The sequence below is a fragment of the Desulfosarcina sp. genome, assembly GCF_055467485.1.
In genome coordinates this window covers 1-17,923 of record NZ_JBUOIV010000063.1, presented here as the reverse complement: position 1 = coordinate 17,923, position 17,923 = coordinate 1, and the positions used below count along the sequence as shown (strand labels likewise).

Sequence of the window (17,923 nt, the reverse complement as noted above, 5' to 3'; positions counted from 1 at the left end):
CGCCGCACTGCCATGGTAGATATCCTCCTGATCCAGCCACCGATTGCGGACTTCTACCTGACTGCCAAGCGGACCATACCCTACGGGTTGGCCTCCATCGCCGCCGCCGCCGCACAAAAAGGATTTTCCGTGGCCATCTTGGATGCCCTGGCCACCGGCAAGTCGCGGGTTATCGATCCGCCTGAAGGGATGGACGACCTGGCGGCCTTTTATGGCCGGGCGGACCGCAGCCCTTTTGGCCTGTTTCATCATTACCGCCATTACGGTTACAGCTTTGAGCATCTCAGCCGGCAGGTAAAGGCATCCGGGGCGTTTCTCGTCGGTATCGCTGCTCTATTCACCGCATACAGCGATATGGCGCTGGCTGTGGCGCGGATGGCAAAAGCCGGCCTGCCTGGCGGCACGGTGGTCCTTGGCGGCCATCATCCCACGGCCTTGCCTGCGGCGGTGATGGCGGAGCCGGCTGTAGACCTGGTGCTCCGGGGGGAAGGCGAGGTCGGCCTGCCGGCCCTGGCCACGGCATTGAAGTCGGGCGGGAGCATTTCGGGTGTGCCGGGTATCGTGTACCGCAACCCCGACGGATCCCTTCATATCAGCAACCCCGCCGTTTGCCGGGACCCGGACCGGCTTCCCGTGCCGGACTTTAGCCTGATCCGGCGACAATTCTATCAACGGTTCGGGCAGGACAGCGTCGTGGTTACCGCCGGCAGGGGGTGCCCACTCAAGTGCAGTTACTGCGCCACCGGGGCTGAATCGTGGATGGGTTTCAGGAAACGACCGGTCGCTGCCGTCATCCGGGAACTGCAGGCGGCGTCGGCGGGGCGTCAGGTGGGATTCGTCGACTTCGAGGATGAGAATCTCACCATGGACCGCCGGTGGTTCCTTGAGTTGATGGAAGGGATACGCGGCATATTCGGCGATTGTATGCCGGAGCTTCGGGCCATGAACGGCCTGTTCCCGCCGACCCTTACCGAACCGGTCGTGCGGGCCATGAAGGCCAGCGGTTTCAAGACCCTCAATCTATCTCTGGGAAGTGCGGATGCCGGACAATTGCAGCGCTTCAACCGGCCCGATGTGCGCATTGCGTTCGACCGGGCGCTCGATTATGCCCAACGGGAGGAACTCGCGGCCGTGGGGTACATCATCGTCGGGGCACCCGACCAGGATCCCCTGTCGTCGGTGGACGACCTGCTGTTCCTGGCCCGGCGCCGGGTGCTGGCCGGTGTCTCCGTGTTCTACCCGGCGCCGGGCAGCGCGGATTATGAGCGCTGCCGGGATTTGGGTCTGCTGCCGGCAGCCTTCGCCCGGATGCGCGCCACGGCGCTGCCCATCGACCAGCGCACCTCGCGCACCGAATCGGTCACCCTGCTGCGGCTGGGCCGGTTGCTCAATTTCATGAAGTCGCTGGAATCCGCTGGCGTCCCGATTCCCCGGCCGGCGCCGGTGGACAATCGTATTGCGCTGCCCCTGGACCGTTTCCAGGCGGGCCTGAAACTGCTGGCGGCGTTCCTTTGGGATGGGGGTATCCGCGGACTTGAACCCGATGGCACCGTATACGATCATCGGGTGTCGGTCGAGCTGTGCAGACGGTTCCGGGACGGTTTGCCGGTCAGCTAGAGCCGTCCGATCACCGCCGCCAGTCCGAACCCGGAGAGCACCGCCCCGGAGAACCGGTTGATCCAGCGCATGGCATTGGCGCTCATGCGGGCGTTGAACCGGCTGCTGGCCCATGTTAGGATCGTCCACCAGGCCATCGAACCGGAAAACACGCCGGCTACCAGCCAGCCGGCGGCCATGCGGCCGGCACCGATACTGCCGAGGCCCATACCGGCGAATACCGCGGTAAAAGAGAGGATGGTCATGGGATTGGTGAGGGTGAGGAGCAGCGCGGAGAGATAGCCCATGGCGGCACTGGCGGGTGCCTGGGACGGCGGCTTGTCGTCGGTTCCGGACAGAAAGATGCGCACGCCCAGCCAGCAGAGGAACAGGCCGCCGACGGTCTGGATCCAGGCGCGCTGGCCGACAACCAACCCGGTGATGCCGGCGAGGCCGAAGCCGGCCACACAGCCATACACGGCATCGGCCGTGGCCGCACCCATCCCGGTGAGCAGGCCGGCCGTCCATCCCCCGGTCAGGCTGCGGCGGATGCACAGGATGCCGATTGGGCCGACCGGGGCGGCGATGGAGAATCCGAACACCATTCCTTTGACGAAAAAAGAGAGGTCCATGGCGGCAACACTACACGAGCGGTGTCGCCGAGGCCATGGCCAAACCACGGTTTTCGAGGCCGTCCACTTAACAATCCAAGGAAAATCAGGCCATGGACCTTCAGGTTGATAAACTGCTCGATCGAATCGGACGAAAAATCCTTGCCGCGCTGCAGGAAAATGCCAGAATCCCCCTGAGTCGCCTTGGCGAAAAGGTGGGACTGTCGGCGCCGGCGGTGGCCGAGCGGGTGAAAAAACTGGAGGAGGCGGGGGTGATCAAGGGCTACCACGCCCGCATCGACCCGGCTGCCATGGGCCGGTCGGTGTCCGCCTTCATCCAGCTGACCACCGACGCCCGGCACTACCCGGCCGTCAAGACATTGGCTGCCGAGATGCCTCAGATCAGCGCCTGCCATCACATCAGCGGAGACGCCTCGTTCGTCCTGTTCGTTCGTGTGGAGGATGTGTCCGATTTAGAAGCGGTGGTGGCCCGGTTGAGCCCATTCGGCCAGACAAAAACGGCCATCGTGCTTTCCACGCCGGTGGACAAGATGACGATGGTGCCGCTGCCTTGAACCGTGACAGCGAGCGAACCGGGTGTCGATTTTCAGACTTACGGTGCTGCGCAGCACCACCGTCACAGGCAGAACCTCCCCCTCGGCTTGCCGCGGGAGGTTCCGTGGCGTGTTGATCAAAACCCTCAGTTACCGGATTCTGTATTGACCACCTGGCGGATGCGGATAGGGCGCTTGACGGGTTTGGGGTTGAGAGTGTTGTTGATCAAAAAGCCCTTGAGCCATCCCTTGGCTTCCCTGGCGAGGTCATGCTCGGCGTAATAGGCCTTGATGTCCCTGATTTCCGGATAGACCGTGTCCACCCGCTGCCACTGGTTGGGTGCCATCTTGGCCTCCAGGGCGTAGAGAACGTCCTTGGTTTCCACGGCCACCAGGCGGATGTTCGCCCCCAGCTTTCTCTCCAGGGCCCGAATGGTTTCGAGATCCTCGGGGCTGAGGGCGGCAATCTTCAGATCTTCCAGACCGGTCATATACCGACACCTTTGGTTGTCCTGCAAGAATCGGGTCGTTTCCGCGTCCCGGCGGGCAGCGGTTCTTTGGGTCGGCCGCATCAAATCAAATTCGATCGGTCTTGTCAATTTCGCCGGCGGCCAGGTATCGTCCACAACCGGAAAACATCTCCCCTTTACCGGATTTTTGACAACCTTTTCTTTATGGTTACTGTAGTGGTTATTCCCATTTAACAGTGGTGGCAGCGGTTTGCCATCTTTTGGAGAAACCTGATGAAAGCCAACACCCCCATTGACGAAGGCACATGCCGGTCCGACGTCGAATGCCACGAGCAGGCGCGTTTGAAGCTGCCTGAAATCGCAGAGCGAATTGTCGATCACTGCCAGAACAGCCCCTGTTACACGCATATCGACAGCGAGCCCATCCCTTCTGAAGGGTTTGTGACCGACATCATCGACATGTTCCGGGAACTTCTTTTCCCCGGCTATTTCTCCCGTGAGAAGTTGGACCCGGTGAACATGCGATACAGCCTGGGGCAGACCGTGTCCAAGCTATTCGACCTGCTGGCCGAACAGATCACCCACAATGTCCGGCACGACTGCCTGCGCTACCATCTTTCCTGCAGCGGCTGCGAATCCCAGGGACACAGCATTGCCCTTGAGGTGATGGACGCCATCCCTGAGATCCGCCAGGTCCTGGCCTCGGATGTCCGGGCAGCCTTTGAGGGAGATCCCGCGGCAAAAAGCCATGATGAAATTATCTTCAGCTATCCGGGCCTTTACGCCATCAGCGTTTACCGGGTGGCCAACAAATTATTCAAGCTGGGGGTGCCCATGCTTCCACGCATCATGACCGAGCATGCCCACAGCATCACCGGTATCGATATCCATCCCGGGGCGACCATCGGCGGCCGGTTTGTCATCGATCACGGCACCGGCGTGGTAATCGGTGAGACCACCGAGATCGGCAGTGATGTGCGCATCTATCAGGGGGTAACCCTGGGCGCCCTGTCCCTGCCCAAGGATGCGGGAGAAAAGCTGCGCGGAAAAAAGCGCCATCCGACCATCGAAGACGAGGTCATCATTTACTCCGGGGCCACCGTACTAGGAGGTGACACCGTTATCGGCGCGCGTTCCGTGGTGGGCGGCAACGTCTGGCTGACCGAGTCCATCCCGCCCGACAGCACCGTGATGATGGAAATGCCGAGGCTGATCATCAAAGAGGCCCGCCGGAAGACCGGCAGCTGATTACCGACTATCCGTTTGCAAGGAGGCTACTATGACCGTTCACCAAGCCATGGACACCACCATCGGCAAGACCCCCCTGGTCCGACTGAACCACACCGGTGGCGATCTTCATGCCGAGATCGTCGCCAAGCTGGAATTTTTCAATCCGTTGGGCAGCGTCAAGGACCGTATCGGCGCCGCCATGATCGACGATGCGGAAAAAAAAGGGTTGATCGGGCCGAACACCCTGATCGTGGAACCCACCAGCGGCAACACCGGCATCGGGCTGGCCTTCATCTGTGCCGCCAGGGGCTACCGGCTTTGCCTGACCATGCCGGAAACCATGAGTGTCGAGCGCCAGAAGCTGCTCCGGCACCTGGGGGCGCAGCTGGTGCTCACCCCCGGTCCTCAAGGTATGGGAGGGGCCATCGAAAAAGCCAATGCCATCGTGGCCGAGAATCCGGGTTCATTTATGCCCAACCAGTTCGCAAACCCGGCCAATCCCCGTATTCACCGGGAGACCACGGCCGAGGAAATCTGGACGGACACGGCCGGTGATGTGGACATTTTAGTCTCCGGCGTCGGCACCGGCGGCACGCTTACCGGTGTGGGAGGCTTTTTAAAGGAGAAGAAACCCGGCTTCCAGTGTGTGGCCGTGGAACCGTCCGCATCGCCGGTGCTTTCCGGCGGCGAAAAGGGACCCCACAAGATCCAGGGCATCGGTGCCGGTTTCGTGCCCCAGGTGCTGGACCGGTCGCTGATCGACGATGTGGTCACCGTTTCCAACGATGACGCCTTCGAGACGGCCCGGCAACTGGCAGCCAGGGAAGGCATCTTGTGCGGCATCTCCTCCGGTGCGGCGGTGTGGGCGGCCATTCAGGTGGCGGCGCGGGCGGAAAATGCCGGCAAGCGCATCGTCACGGTTTTGCCCAGCACGGGCGAACGGTATCTGAGTACGGAACTGTTTGTTTAATCGTTGAGCTGTATATCCTTCCCCTCCAGCACCCGGTTCATATTGCGCACGGCGCACATTTTTCCGCACATGGTGCAGCTGTCTTCGTGTTCGGGCGGCGAGCTTTCCCGGTAGCGTGTGGCTTTTTCCGGGTCCATGGCCAGACTCAACATCCGCTTCCAGTCCAGATCCGCCCGCGCCCGGCCCATGGCGTCGTCCCAACTTCTGGCACCGGGGATGCCCTTGGCGATATCGGCGGCATGGGCGGCGATGCGGGTGGCGATGATGCCCTCTTTCATGTCTTCGAGGTCGGGCAGGCGCAGATGCTCGGCCGGGGTGACGTAGCAGAGAAAATCGGCGCCGCTGGCCGCGGCCACTGCTCCGCCGATGGCGCTGGTGATGTGGTCGTAGCCGGGCGCCACGTCGGTGACGATGGGCCCCAGCACGTAAAACGGCGCGCCGTGGCACAAGCGTTTTTCCAGCATCATGTTGCCGGCGATTTCGTTCAGCGCCATGTGGCCCGGTCCTTCGATCATCACCTGGACGTTCTTCTCCCAGGCCAGCTTGGTCAACTCGCCCAAGGTGATCAGCTCTTCGACCTGGCTCGCGTCGGTGGAATCGTGAAGGCAGCCCGGGCGGCATCCGTCTCCTAAACTCAGGCTGACGTCGTGCGTCTGGCAGATGTCCAGCAGTCGGTCGAAGTGTTCGTAAAAGGGGTTTTCCCGGTCGTTGAGCTGCATCCAGGTGAACATCAGGGAGCCGCCCCGGGAGACGATGTTGGTGATGCGCTCCCGGCGCTTTATTTTTTCGGCGGCGCTGCGGTTGAGCCCGGCATGGATGGTCAGAAAGTCCACCCCGTCTTCGCAGTGGCGCACCACCACATCAAAAATCTCATCCACGGTGAGATCTTTAAGATTTTTGTCGTAAAATCCCACGGCGTCATAGATGGGAACGGTGCCGATCATGGCCGGCGACCCCTCTACCAGCCGGCGCCGGAATTCCCGGGTCTTGCCATAACAGCTCAGATCCATGATGGCTTCGGTTTTCAGCGCCAGGGCCAGCCGGACCTTGTCCATCTCCAGATCGACGTCGCAGCAGTCCTTGGAAATGCCCAGGTTGACGTTGATCTTGGTGCGCAGTCCCTGGCCGACGCCTTCCGGATTCAGGTTCGTGTGGTTCTTGTTGGCCGGGATGATCACCTTGCCGGCGGCGATCAGCGCCTGCAGCGCATCGGGGGCCATCTCCTCCTTTTGGGCAACGATCTTCATCTGGGGCGTGACGATTCCCTTGCGGGCGGCGTCCATCTGGGTGGTGAAGGTCATGATTGTTCCTTATGTGAAAGGGTTCAAGTGAAGGTCGTCCAAGATGGCTTCGATCACCACATCCGCCTGTTTGGCGGCGGCGATGCCGACGATGGCCGATGTCGGTGGCAGGGTATCGGATACTTCCGAGTGCCCGTCACCGACGAGGTAAAAGGCATCACGCACGGCAAGGGTCCGGATCCGGTCGCTGTCACCCCAGCCGCCGATGCCCGAAGCGCTTACCAGCAGACGGGGATCGGTCATGAAGGCGTCGGCCATCATCTTCTTGTCCCGGGCGAGGTCCAGGGCTTCTACGATGATGTGGCAGTGTTCGAATACACGGCCGACATTGACGGCATTCAGGCGTATATCCAATGCCTGCATGTCAAGATCGCGGTTGATCCGCTTCAGGTTGGTTTCGAGTGCGATCACTTTTTTCATGCCCACCTGGTCGACGAAATAATACTGGCGGTTCAGGTTGGACGGGGCGACACGGTCAAAGTCGGCAACCACCAGCCGTCCGATGCCGGAACGGACCAGATGGACGGATGCGTTAGACCCAAGGCCGCCGGCACCGGCAATGCCTACGCATGCCGATCCCAGGCGCCGGATCTGATTGTCCGTAAAATGAGTTTGCAGACCGTCGAGAAAAGGGTTTGCCGCCATGGTCGCTTAATCCGGTTTTCTTTTTGTTTGCCGCCGTGAGTCTAGCCACCAAGGCTTTGCCAATCCTTGAAAACCGGCTGCCAGCCGGCCCGGCGAAGCATGTCCACCATTTCCGGGGCCGAGCGTTCATCGGATATGTCGAACTGGCCGGTGCTGTCCGTCCTGTCGGTTCGGCCGCCCACGGCTGTGCATGAACCGGCGGACATGCGGGTGACACCCAGCGGCAGGAGCCGATCCCTGAAGCGGGCGCTTTCCCGTGTGGAGATGGTGATGCCCACCCGGGGCATGAACAGGCGCAGGGCGGTCATCGCCTGGACGATATGGCGGTCTTCGACGATGCATCCGGGTTGGTAACCGCCCACGTGGGGCCGCATGCGGGGCAAGGATACGCTGATCTCCGCCTGCGGGTAACGCTCCTGGAGGTAGCCGGCGTGCAGGCCGGTAAAGAAGGCGTCCCGTTGCCAGTCGTCCAGGCCCAGCAGCGCCCCCACGTTGACTGCCCGCATGCCTGCCCGGCAGGCGCGCTCCGGTGCATCCAGGCGAAAGCGATAGTCCCGTTTGGGGCCTTTGGGGTGCAGCCGTCCGTAGAGCGCTTCGTTGTATGTTTCCTGGTAAATGGTCAGGCTGTCGACCCCGGCCTCGATCAGGCGTGCGTAGTCGGCCTGCGACAAGGCATAGATCTCCATGCCGATGGCCGGGAAATAGCGGCTGAGCACCTTGCAGCAGCTTGCGATGTAATCTACGCCGGCGATATCCGGCGCGTCGCCGGTGAGAATCAGGACGTGCTTGAGTCCGGTCGCGGCGATGGCCCGGGCTTCAGTCTCCACTTCGGCCAGGGTCAACTGGCGGCGGACGATGCGGTTGTTACGGCTGAAACCGCAGTACAGACAATGGTTGGTGCAGAAGTTGGACAGGTACAGCGGCGTATACAGCACCATGGTGCGGCCGAAATGGGCGACCGTCAGGGCGTGGGACTTCCGGGCCATGCGCTCTAGATGCGGCATCGCCGCGGGTGACAGCAGACTCAGATAATCATCGGGGGAGAGCGTGTGTTTGTCCAGCACCCGTCGAACCTCTCCGTCGCTTACCGATCGAACCCGTCGGGAAAAGCCGCCGTCGCGATAGGCGGCATACCGGTCGTAAAAATTCATGGTCTGCATTTTATTCCTGCTCATAGAGGAAACCGGTCAGCGGTGACGATGCGTCAGCATATGTCCGCATGGCTCCCAATCCGGCATGCCAGGCCTGCCTGCCGGCACTTATGGCTGTGGCAAAAGCCCCGGCCATGGCTACCGGATCCGCTGCGCTGGCAATGGCGGTGTTCACCAGGCAGGCGTCGGCACCCATCTCCATGGCGTCGCAGGCCTGCGAGGGTTTGCCGATGCCCGCATCCACCACCACGGGGACGTCGATCTCGTCGATAATGATCTGCAGCATCTCCCGGGTGGTGAGCCCCCGGTTGGTGCCGATGGGTGCGCCAAGCGGCATCACGGCGGCGGCTCCCGCGGCCTCCAGTTGGCGGGCGACGATGGGATCCGCGTTGATGTAAGGCAGCACCACAAAGCCTTCCTTGACCAGGATTTCGGTGGCCCGGACGGTTTCGTGACCGTCTGGCAGCAGGTGCCGGTTGTCCGGGATAACCTCGATCTTGACCCAGTTGCCGCAGCCGGTAGCCCGGGCCAGCCGGGCGATGCGCACCGCCTCCTCGGCAGTGCGGGCCCCGGAGGTGTTGGGCAGCAGCTGCATGTCGGCGGGAATGTGCCGCATCACGTTGTCGGTGGTTGCCGTAAAATCAACCCGGCGAAGGGCCACGGTGATGATCTGAGATCCCGCGGCCGCAATTATTTTCGGGATCATGTCATCTGCCGGATACTTGCCGGTGCCGATCAGCAGGCGCGAGTCAAACGCACGCCCGCCGATGGTCAGGGCATCCTTGAAATGGTTTGGCTTCATCGTTTCATCCTCCACCCACGAATCTGAGGATTTCGAGGGCATCGTTCTGCTTCAAGGTGATCTGGTCCAATTGGTCAGTCGTGATGATCGTCAGGTTGTGCTCCACCACCACGGTTTCCGGGTCCAGATCCTTGCCACGGATCAGGTCGCCGATGGTGATGCCTGGCGCCACCGATGTCGTTTGCCCATTGAGCTGGATGTCCATGGTTGTCCTCGAAATGCGGTTGACAGGCGTTGCGTCGCTGGTTGCAGGCGGATACCCGCCCTTCAAAATGAAAAAAGGCTCGCCACAATGGGCAAGCCTGACAAAAAGAGTCGAACGCGCTTTTTCTTGTCGTGCTTCCCTACGGCAGTATTATCTGCATCAGGTTCAAAGGGTTGGCGCCTTGCGCCATCTCAGCCCCACTGTCGGGGCACCCCCAGCATTTGGATGATGGTTGCACAGTAAAGGGTGTGGTCGGCAAAGTCAAGCGATGAACCGCAGGTGTCGGCGATACGAGCGAAAATATCCGGGTCCACCGGAAACGACGGATCGGCGACGCCTATCTGATGGCCACGCTGGCACCGATCTGCTGGAACCGGTTTTCGATGTCGAAATGCCCCCTGCCGATCTGATAGACGTTGCGGATGATGGTCTTTTCCGGGCAGGCCAGTCCGGCCAGCAGAATGCACGAGGCCGCCCGAATGTTGTCCGGATCGGTGTCCGCGCCGTTAAACGTAGTGGGTCCGTTGACGATGGCCAGGCCGTCCTCTTCATCCAGGTCGATGGACGCCCCCAGTTTTCTCAGTTCGGCCACCTGGCTGAAGCGCTTGTCGAAGATGCGCTCCCGGATGTAGCTTTGACCGTCGGCGATGCAGGAGAGGGCCATGATGGCCGGCTGGAAATCCGTGGCGAATCCGGGGTAGGGGCAGGTGAGCACGTTTACCGGTTTCAGACCTCTGCCGGGCGACGACACGTCCAGCACGTGCCCGTTGATGCCGATGTCGATTCCCATCTGCATCATCTTTTCGATGAGAATCCGCAGGTCCCCGGGGGCCACGCCGATGATGGAAATCTTGCCCCCGGCAATCCCGGCGGCCATCATGAACAAACCGGCATCCAACCGATCATTCATGGCGTAGTGGTCGATGGGATTCAGGGCCGGCACCCCTTCCACGGTCAGTGTCCGGGTGCCCAGGCCGTGAATCCGGCCGCCCATCTTGATCAGGAAGTTGGCGAAATCGTAGATTTCCGGATCGGAGGCGGCATTCTCGATGATGGACACGCCCTTCGAAAAACAGGCCGCCATCATCAGGTTCTCCGTGCCGGTGTGGCTGGGAAAATCCAGGTACATGGTATTGCCCGTGAATGCTTCACCGCTGATGACAAAGTCATCGCCGCTGGTGATCCGGGCCCCCAGCCGGGCAAATCCCCGGTAGTGGTAGTTCAGGTTTCGGGCCCCTAACGGACAGCCGCCGACACTGGGCAGCCGGACTTCACCCAACCGTTTGAGCAGCGGCGGAATGAAGAGCACAGAGGCCCGCAGGCGGCAGGTGAGGGATTCGGGAAGGTCCGACCGGGTCAAGTGGGTGGCATCCACGCAGACCACTTTCTCGTTGGCAAAATAGTCCACCGTGGCGCCCACATGGCGCATGAGGTCGAAGGCTACGAGGATGTCGTTCAGCGGCGGAACATTGCGGATTACGCTGCATCCCTTTTCAGGCAGCAGGGATGCGGCCAGCATGGGCAGGATCGCATTCTTGGATCCCTGCACGCAAACACTGCCGGACAGGGGCTTGCCCCCGTCGATTTCGATATACGCCTCACCGGTCATTTGGTTTTCCTCGCTAGGGTTGTGCAGGTGACGATCGGCCATCGTCACGATTACGGTTTGCTGGATTTACGATGGATGGCCGGTGCCGGGTTCACCGGCCGGCGGCACAGTCCGGTAAATAGGCACAAATGCATGTCCACGGCAACTGATTTTCACCGGATCCGTCATCGGCGTGCGCAAGGCTGCAGAACATCCATTGAACCCTGCCCGCCGCAAGCGACGAGGTATGCCCTCGCTGTCGCGGTTCAACTCAACTATTCAGCCGCTTTTTTAACCCATTCCTTGAGATGTTGCGGAGGCACTCTCAATGGTTTGGAGGCTCCATCTTTTCTTTTAATACCAAGCGGTTTATTTTGACCGGGCGTTCTTTGGCTATGCCGTTGACCTGTCAACATGGCGGGTTGGGTGCCGATGACGAGAGCGCCTCCAAGCAGAGTTGTCGTTAAGTCCGATGATCCGTTAGGCGCTTTAAACATCCGGGGGGCGGTTCCGGTGATGGCCTTTGCCTGTCGTGGCAGGATAGGACCCGTTACCCCTTTGTAAACTGGCCGACGGCGTCTTTTCCGGCTTCCTTGATGGCGAAGAGGGCATGATCGGCGGCGGCGATCAGGCTGTTCAAGTCCTCGGCATGGTGCGGAAAGGTCGCTATCCCGAAGCTGGCGCGCAGCCGGACCTCGATGCCCTGGTCCAGCACATAGACCGAATTTTTAATGCTGGCACGGATCTCGGACGCTTTTTGCAGGGCCTGGGGCTGATCCATGCCAGGCAGGACCACCACGAACTCATCCCCGGCGTAGGCCACGGCAAAAGCCGGTTCTTCCAGGCAGTTGCCGATGGTGCCGGCCACTTTCCGGATGGCCCGGCTGCCATTGAGATGGCCATAGGTGTCAACGATCGTCTTGAAATGGTCCAGGTCCATGAATATCAGGGAAATCGGGATGTCCGTGGTTTTGGCACTGTCAATCCATATGGCCAGAGACTGGTACAGATAGCGTTGATTGAACAGACCGGTCAGCCCATCCCGCAAGGCCTGATCCCGAAATCGTCGCTCACTCTCCCTTAGTGCCTCTTCCGCCTTCTTGCGCTGAGAGATGTCTACCATGGCAATCGCCACCCGTTCCAGGGTGTCCTCGTGTCCGGAGACGACCAGTGACTTCCCCAGCACGATTTTGGGCTCGCCGGTTGTCGTTACGATGGTCTCCTCCCGTTCTTCTGCGGTATTACCCTCAGCCGCCACCAGGATGATCTCCCGGGCCATCTTCAGAAAACCCTCCGCGTCCGTTGGGATAAACGCACCGCTGGGCTCTTCGCTGCCGGCAACACCCATCAGTTTTAAGAAGGCCTGATTGTAGTCAGCCGTTTTAATCAAGGACCAGCAGTGATGAACTTCTTGGGGATGTCCTTCAAAATATTCCCTGAAATCAGTAACGTCGGATGCGCGCAGTTTTTCCAGATAGGCCTTCAGATGGGAAACATCCCATTCGATCAGGGCGAAGGGGGCGGATTGAAACAACTGGCGATAGCGTTTTTCGCTTTCCCTGAGCGCTTCCTCCGTCCGCTTCAGGTCGGTATTGTCTTCAACAATGCCCATCACACCGCTGACCGTGCCATCGATTCCGGGTATGGGGCTGAGATAGCAGCGCAGATGGATGCGGGACCCCCCGGGGGCCGTGTAGGGGTGTTCCGCGACCACCGGCTTGTTCTGGGCAATACAACGTTGAATATCGGCAACCATCCCCGCCCCAGCCAGGGCCTTACCATCGAACAGATTCACCGATGTGGGGTCGTCGACAGAAGTCCAGGCAAACATGTCCATCATTTTGCGGTTGATACCGGTGATGCCGCCAAGGGCATCGACGGTGAACATCCCAAGCGGTGAGCTGTCGCCTAATAGCCGGTTTCTTTCCTCAACGGCCCTGAGTGCCGCTTCGGCCTTCTGGCAGCGTTGCTCAATGCCTTTCAGTCGGGCAACCTGCCGTCGTAATGTGTCGATCTCAGACAGAATCGCCTCTGTACCTTCAACATCCTTCGGCATCAATGACTCCCTCGTGGGTGCGCGTGGCACATCTATTTTTGCTCTGGTGGAACCGCGTCTGCGGTGTGTCGTGGACGGGGATATTGCATTCGCTCCGGGTTCTGCAATTGCTGGTGACCGGGTGCGCTTCTCAGTCGGGCGCCGGCTAACGCGCTGCGATATCAATAAGGTCCTTGTCGTTCGACCCCATTTCCGACTATTATAGGCTTACCTTGGGCCCCGTCCCCGTGTCAAACCCATTTGCGGAAGGATTCAGAATCAATGGGCATCGAACAGGAGCGCATCAGCATTCTCAACCGGAAGGCCATCGAAAAAGGCGCGTGGGTGCTCTACTGGATGCAGCAGTCCCAGCGGGCCCATGACAACCCGGCCCTGGAATACGCCATCGATCAGGCCAATCGTCTGGATCTGCCGGTGCTGGTGGTTTTTGCGCTGACCGACAGCTATCCGGAGGCCAACCTGCGTCATTACCGCTTCATGCTGGACGGGCTGGCTGAAACCCGGCGCCAACTGGCCAGGCGCCGCATCGGCATGGTGGTGCGAAAAGGCGATCCCGCCAACGTGGTCGGACAACTGATCGATCGGACGGCGCTGCTGGTCTGCGATGTGGGTTACACGCGCCATCAGCGCACCTGGCGCCGGTCGATCTCCTCCTCCGCACCTTGCCGGGTCGTCGCCGTGGAGGGCGATGTGGTGGTGCCGGTGGCCACCGTATCACCCAAGGCCGAGTACGCGGCCCGCACCATTCGTCCCAAAATCCACAAACACCTGGCACAATTTATGGTGTCCTGCCCGCGCTACCGACCCAAACACGCATCCATCGATATCGGACAGAAAGGCCTGGACCTTGACGCCCTGGACACTATTATAAAGGGCCTCGACATTGACCGGACGGTGCCTGCGGTAACGCCGTTTTTCAAGGGCGGGCCTGGGGAAGCCAAAAAGCGGCTGCGCCGATTCATCGCCCGGCATCTGCACAATTATGCCGGCAACCGCAATCAGCCCCAGACCGACGACATTTCCCACATGAGCCCTTACCTGCACTTCGGGCAGATATCGCCGGTCTTCCTGGCCCTGCAGATCGCCAATGCACCCACGGGTGCCGAGGCGGACCGTGCGGCCTATCTTGAGGAACTGATCGTACGCCGGGAGCTGGCGGTCAATTTCGTCCACTACACCCCGGACTATGACCGCTACGATTGTCTACCCGCCTGGGCACAAAAAACGCTAGCCGAACATGCTGCCGACCCGCGCGGGACCCTCTACGACCGGCATACCCTGGAGGCGGCCAAGACCCACGATGCCTATTGGAATGCCGCCATGGCCGAGATGCGTGACACGGGTTTCATGCACAGCTACATGCGCATGTACTGGGGCAAGAAGATCATCGAGTGGTCGCCGACACCTGAGCAGGCTTTTGAAACCTCACTCGCGCTGAACAACCGGTACTTCCTCGACGGCCGCGACCCCAACTCGTACGCCGGCGTGGGCTGGGTGTTCGGCCTGCACGACCGGGCATGGTTCGAGCGGGAAATTTTCGGCAAGGTGCGCTACATGGCGGCATCCGGTCTCGAACGCAAATGCGACATCCGGGCCTACGTCGAAAAGGTCGCGGCCCTTGGCCGTAATCGAATTGACGGGGCCGGGCCTGGAAAATGATAGGTTCTACCTGACACAAGACCCGTTTGTAGCCCTCATTGCTCCAGAATACAGAATGGTTAATTTTATCGCCGCGTGTGCGTGCGATTAAAATGTGGAGACTTAACCATGATCTCAGAAGCAGTCGAAACGCTCCTTCCCATTCCCATCGACGATACGGTCCTTGCGGCCGCGTACCGGCTGAAGATGCGGGGGCTGTCGTGGTCACCTCAAGTTGGAAGTTTTGTCTGGGACCGTGAAGCCGTCATCTCGGCGCCGTCTCCCTTTCCCAAGCGGGTTTACTTCATCCTGAGCATGCGTCGGTTTACGGACATTTTCGGCAGCCAAGAAAAGATGCGGCAGCAGCTGGTATGGGTGCCGACGTGGCACCAGGCCATTCAGCTTTGCAGCCGATTGGGTGTGGCTGATGTCGACGCCGGTCAGGTCGTCGAGGGTCGTCGTCTCATTTCGGGAGAAGACGGGCTCCTGCGATTGTATGCGTCGATCGCTCGACAGCTGGAGGCTTCAAAGACTGGAACCCCTGCGGGAAAGCGGGTGGACAGGAGTTCTGCTGAAAGGCTTTGGATCCGCAGGGTAATGGATGAAGAGTTAGGCAGCCTGGCACACCTGCCCCAAGATGTTCAGCTTCACGTTCAATCGGTATACGAAGAAACCGGCATGGCTTACCTGGGCTGGCGGCGTATTCAGGATCGACAGCCCCAGGATTGGATCCCGCCGGAGACTGCTTTCGATGCGAGCATGCTCAGCGACCTGGGGCACTTCTATTCAGATTACCAGAATCTGATCAAATCAATGGCAGCCATCAAAGAGCGGCTGAAGCGCTTCCAGGCAATAGACCCGTCCAAAGAACCGGACCGCTGCCAGCTTTTGCTGGAGGACCTGCTGGCAAGCCATCGTCGGGACTCAGGGTCGGGAGAAATTCTGGCGCAACTGATGGAACCGGATTAAATGACGCTTTTCAACCGCCTCTTGCATCGACCGCACAGATGCCCAATCTCCTCCCCCGCCCAGGCCATTTCTAATTGCCGCAGCTTTAAGGCGTTTTCATGATCAGATCGCGGGTTTGCCGCCAGTCGTGCATGTCCATGATCGCCCTGGTCAGGTGATAGCGGCCGTCCTCGAACACACCATAATCCCCGCCGCCGGCCATGGCAGACACGAAGCGGATATTGTTGCCGTAAAGCAGCCAGATATCACTCCAACGCCGTTCGATGTATTCATCAAAGATGCTGCCGCCGCCGGACAACCCCTGGGCATAGCCTTTGTCCCAGACCGATTGCATCAGCTCGGTGGCCGTCTTCACCATTTCGTTGGAGGTGGCGATGGTGTTGTCCAATCGCCCAAAATAGCCCTTGACCCAGGATGTGTCATGGCACGCCAGGCAGGTGCGCTGCATGCTTGCGCGCCGAGTGGCGGCTTCGTCCGCAGTGATCAAATAGTCGGCGGCAAAACCGCCGTCCAGGTCGGTGGGCAGCTGCAGGCCGGCCTTGTTGCGGATGATGGTCGTGTCCGGCGATCGGGGCTGGGGGTGGGCGTAGGTCAGCCCGAAGATGCGCCAGCCCAGCCGATCGCTCATCTGGTGGGTCCGCGGGTTGATCACCTCGCCGTCCGTGTTGACCGTCAGACTGATGTGACAGGTGGCGCAGGTGGGGGCCTGGATGTTTTCGCCGATGGTCCACGGCACCGCGTTGAAATCCCACTCGTGTTGCATGGATGAAAAGATGTTGCCGTGTTTGCTGGCCGAGTAGACTTTAAAGGCCGGCACATCCGGGCCCACGTGGCACTCCTTGCAGGTATACGGTTTGCGGGCCATCTCTATGGAAAACCGGTGGCGGGTGTGACACGAGGAGCAGGCTCCCCGGCTGCCGTCCAGGTTGACCCGGCCGACTCCCTGGTTGGGCCAGCCGGCGATCACGGGGAACTCGAGCTCCCCGGCATCGGTGTCGCGGGTCTCGGTGCCGGTCACCTTCAGACGGGTGCCATGGCAGTAGTAACAGGCATCCGCCCGGGTCATGTCGCTGGCCGGTTCAAAGTGAACCCGGTCCCCCTTGACCGCGGCACTGCCCAGAATCGTGCGCTGCAGGTCGGCGTAGACTTTGTTTTCAGACAGGTTTTTTTCAGCCAAGGCCATGATGTTCTTCGAATACTGCTCACGTTCGGCGGCGTGGCAGGTGGCGCAGTCGTCCGGGCTGACCACTACATGGATCTCGTAGCCGTTGTGCTCGAAGGTATCTGCGTGGGCCTCGCCTCTCAGGGTATGGCACTCGGCGCACCCCACGCTGTTTCCCTGAAGGGCTTCCGGCACCTGTTGGCTGGACATCCGCCGCTGGTTTTCCTCAACCACCATTGCCGCTTTGGGCGTGAACCGCGCGTGACGGCTCTTTTGCCAGTCGGCAACGATGCCCGGATGAAATACGCTGTGGCAATCCAGACACTCCTGGGTGGCTTCGCTGACGGTTGCGGCATCACCGAAGGCGGTGCCGGCGGCAAATGCGGTTAGCAGCACGATAAAGACAGACAGACACACGTTTCGCATGGGGTCCTCCATGGATGATCGATGTCAGTGTAGATATCCCCTTCATAACAATAACAGCGGTCGAATACCAGAGTGATTCCAGGCCTGGAAACCGGTCGCAAGAAAAGGAGACACAGGGGTGAAAGGGGCTGTCCAGCGGCAGTCGAGGGTCGCTTTTAACGGAACACATCAACGACTTCTGGATAGGCGGATGCCCGGCAGTCGTTGTCTGCTGCGGCCGATCAGGATTGCGGCGCCACCGGGGTGACATCCCCGTAATCCCGCCCCCAGGCCACGGTGACGTGGCTTTCACCGGCGATCAGGTTGTTGGTCGGGTCCAGGTCTACCCAGCCCTCACCCGGCACGAACAGGGAGATCCAGGCATGTGAGGCGTCCGCACCGACCAGCCTGGGTTTTCCCGGCGGCGGCGACGTTTCCAGATAGCCGCTCACATAGCGGGCCGCCAGCCCCAGGGAACGCAGGCAGCTGATGGCCACATGGGCGAAATCCTGGCAGACGCCTTTGCGGTCGATCAACACCTGCTCCACGGCGGTATCCACGGTGGTGGCC

Annotated in this window: 17 protein-coding genes and 1 riboswitch; of the genes, 6 read left to right on the top strand and 11 right to left on the bottom strand. The window is 60.5% G+C overall.

Annotated elements, in window-relative coordinates:
• The first annotated feature begins 12 nt into the window (after positions 1-12).
• Entirely contained in the window at positions 13-1,617 is a 1,605-nt protein-coding gene (locus ACZCED_RS21020; protein ID WP_464861629.1) for a B12-binding domain-containing radical SAM protein, read from the top strand.
• On the opposite strand, the gene ACZCED_RS21015 is transcribed toward ACZCED_RS21020, so the two are convergent.
• Positions 1,614-2,228, bottom strand: coding sequence for a LysE family translocator (locus ACZCED_RS21015; RefSeq protein WP_462968210.1), 615 nt, complete (start codon positions 2,226-2,228; stop codon positions 1,614-1,616). The two genes, ACZCED_RS21020 and ACZCED_RS21015, sit on opposite strands and share 4 nt — an antisense overlap.
• A gap of 92 nt (positions 2,229-2,320) precedes the next feature.
• On the opposite strand from ACZCED_RS21015, the gene ACZCED_RS21010 reads away from it, so the two are divergent.
• Positions 2,321-2,782: an Lrp/AsnC family transcriptional regulator gene (locus ACZCED_RS21010; protein WP_462968209.1), complete on the top strand. Its 462-nt coding sequence runs from the start codon at positions 2,321-2,323 to the stop codon at positions 2,780-2,782.
• A 125-nt stretch (positions 2,783-2,907) separates the two neighbouring features.
• Here the strand turns inward: ACZCED_RS21010 and ACZCED_RS21005 are convergent, their stop codons facing one another.
• Entirely contained in the window at positions 2,908-3,252 is a 345-nt protein-coding gene (locus ACZCED_RS21005; protein WP_462968208.1) for a hypothetical protein, read from the bottom strand.
• Between the two features lie 252 nt (positions 3,253-3,504).
• Between ACZCED_RS21005 and epsC the strand changes: the two genes are divergently transcribed.
• Positions 3,505-4,479, top strand: a complete 975-nt coding sequence (epsC, locus tag ACZCED_RS21000; protein ID WP_462968207.1) for a serine O-acetyltransferase EpsC — start codon at positions 3,505-3,507, stop codon at positions 4,477-4,479.
• A gap of 31 nt (positions 4,480-4,510) precedes the next feature.
• Entirely contained in the window at positions 4,511-5,431 is a 921-nt protein-coding gene (cysK, locus tag ACZCED_RS20995; RefSeq protein ID WP_464861628.1) for a cysteine synthase A, read from the top strand.
• Here cysK and thiC read toward each other — a convergent pair.
• The 7 genes from thiC to ACZCED_RS20960 all read right to left on the bottom strand — a co-directional run bounded on the left by thiC (position 5,428) and on the right by ACZCED_RS20960 (position 13,179).
• The gene (thiC, locus tag ACZCED_RS20990; protein ID WP_464861627.1) at positions 5,428-6,732 is read right to left on the bottom strand and encodes a phosphomethylpyrimidine synthase ThiC; all 1,305 of its coding nucleotides are present in this window, start codon (positions 6,730-6,732) and stop codon (positions 5,428-5,430) included. The genes cysK and thiC overlap by 4 nt on opposite strands.
• Positions 6,733-6,741: 9 nt before the next feature.
• Positions 6,742-7,377 (bottom strand): sulfur carrier protein ThiS adenylyltransferase ThiF, encoded by a 636-nt coding sequence (gene thiF / locus ACZCED_RS20985; protein WP_464861626.1) that lies wholly within the window; start codon positions 7,375-7,377, stop codon positions 6,742-6,744.
• A 41-nt stretch (positions 7,378-7,418) separates the two neighbouring features.
• Positions 7,419-8,537: a 2-iminoacetate synthase ThiH gene (gene thiH, locus ACZCED_RS20980; protein WP_462968204.1), complete on the bottom strand. Its 1,119-nt coding sequence runs from the start codon at positions 8,535-8,537 to the stop codon at positions 7,419-7,421.
• A 1-nt stretch (position 8,538) separates the two neighbouring features.
• Positions 8,539-9,330 (bottom strand): thiazole synthase, encoded by a 792-nt coding sequence (locus tag ACZCED_RS20975; protein ID WP_464861625.1) that lies wholly within the window; start codon positions 9,328-9,330, stop codon positions 8,539-8,541.
• Between the two features lie 4 nt (positions 9,331-9,334).
• On the bottom strand, positions 9,335-9,535 hold the full coding sequence (gene thiS, locus ACZCED_RS20970; protein WP_462968202.1) for a sulfur carrier protein ThiS: 201 nt from the start codon (positions 9,533-9,535) through the stop codon (positions 9,335-9,337).
• Between the two features lie 119 nt (positions 9,536-9,654).
• Positions 9,655-9,761, bottom strand: a riboswitch (TPP riboswitch).
• 111 nt (positions 9,762-9,872) lie between these two features.
• On the bottom strand, positions 9,873-11,144 hold the full coding sequence (gene murA / locus ACZCED_RS20965) for a UDP-N-acetylglucosamine 1-carboxyvinyltransferase (RefSeq protein ID WP_462968201.1): 1,272 nt from the start codon (positions 11,142-11,144) through the stop codon (positions 9,873-9,875).
• A gap of 529 nt (positions 11,145-11,673) precedes the next feature.
• Positions 11,674-13,179 carry a sensor domain-containing diguanylate cyclase gene (locus ACZCED_RS20960; RefSeq protein WP_464861624.1) on the bottom strand — a complete coding sequence of 502 codons (1,506 nt, stop codon included), beginning with the start codon at positions 13,177-13,179 and terminating at the stop codon, positions 11,674-11,676.
• Positions 13,180-13,440: 261 nt separating this feature from the next.
• Between ACZCED_RS20960 and ACZCED_RS20955 the strand changes: the two genes are divergently transcribed.
• Positions 13,441-14,838: a deoxyribodipyrimidine photo-lyase gene (locus ACZCED_RS20955; RefSeq protein WP_464861623.1), complete on the top strand. Its 1,398-nt coding sequence runs from the start codon at positions 13,441-13,443 to the stop codon at positions 14,836-14,838.
• 108 nt (positions 14,839-14,946) lie between these two features.
• Positions 14,947-15,786: a hypothetical protein gene (locus ACZCED_RS20950; RefSeq protein WP_462972134.1), complete on the top strand. Its 840-nt coding sequence runs from the start codon at positions 14,947-14,949 to the stop codon at positions 15,784-15,786.
• A gap of 85 nt (positions 15,787-15,871) precedes the next feature.
• Here the strand turns inward: ACZCED_RS20950 and ACZCED_RS20945 are convergent, their stop codons facing one another.
• Both ACZCED_RS20945 and ACZCED_RS20940 read right to left on the bottom strand, forming a co-directional pair.
• Positions 15,872-17,374 carry a multiheme c-type cytochrome gene (locus tag ACZCED_RS20945; protein ID WP_464861622.1) on the bottom strand — a complete coding sequence of 501 codons (1,503 nt, stop codon included), beginning with the start codon at positions 17,372-17,374 and terminating at the stop codon, positions 15,872-15,874.
• Positions 17,375-17,595: 221 nt separating this feature from the next.
• On the bottom strand, positions 17,596-17,923 hold a 328-nt coding region (locus ACZCED_RS20940; RefSeq protein ID WP_464861621.1), incomplete at its 5' end, for a transglutaminase-like domain-containing protein.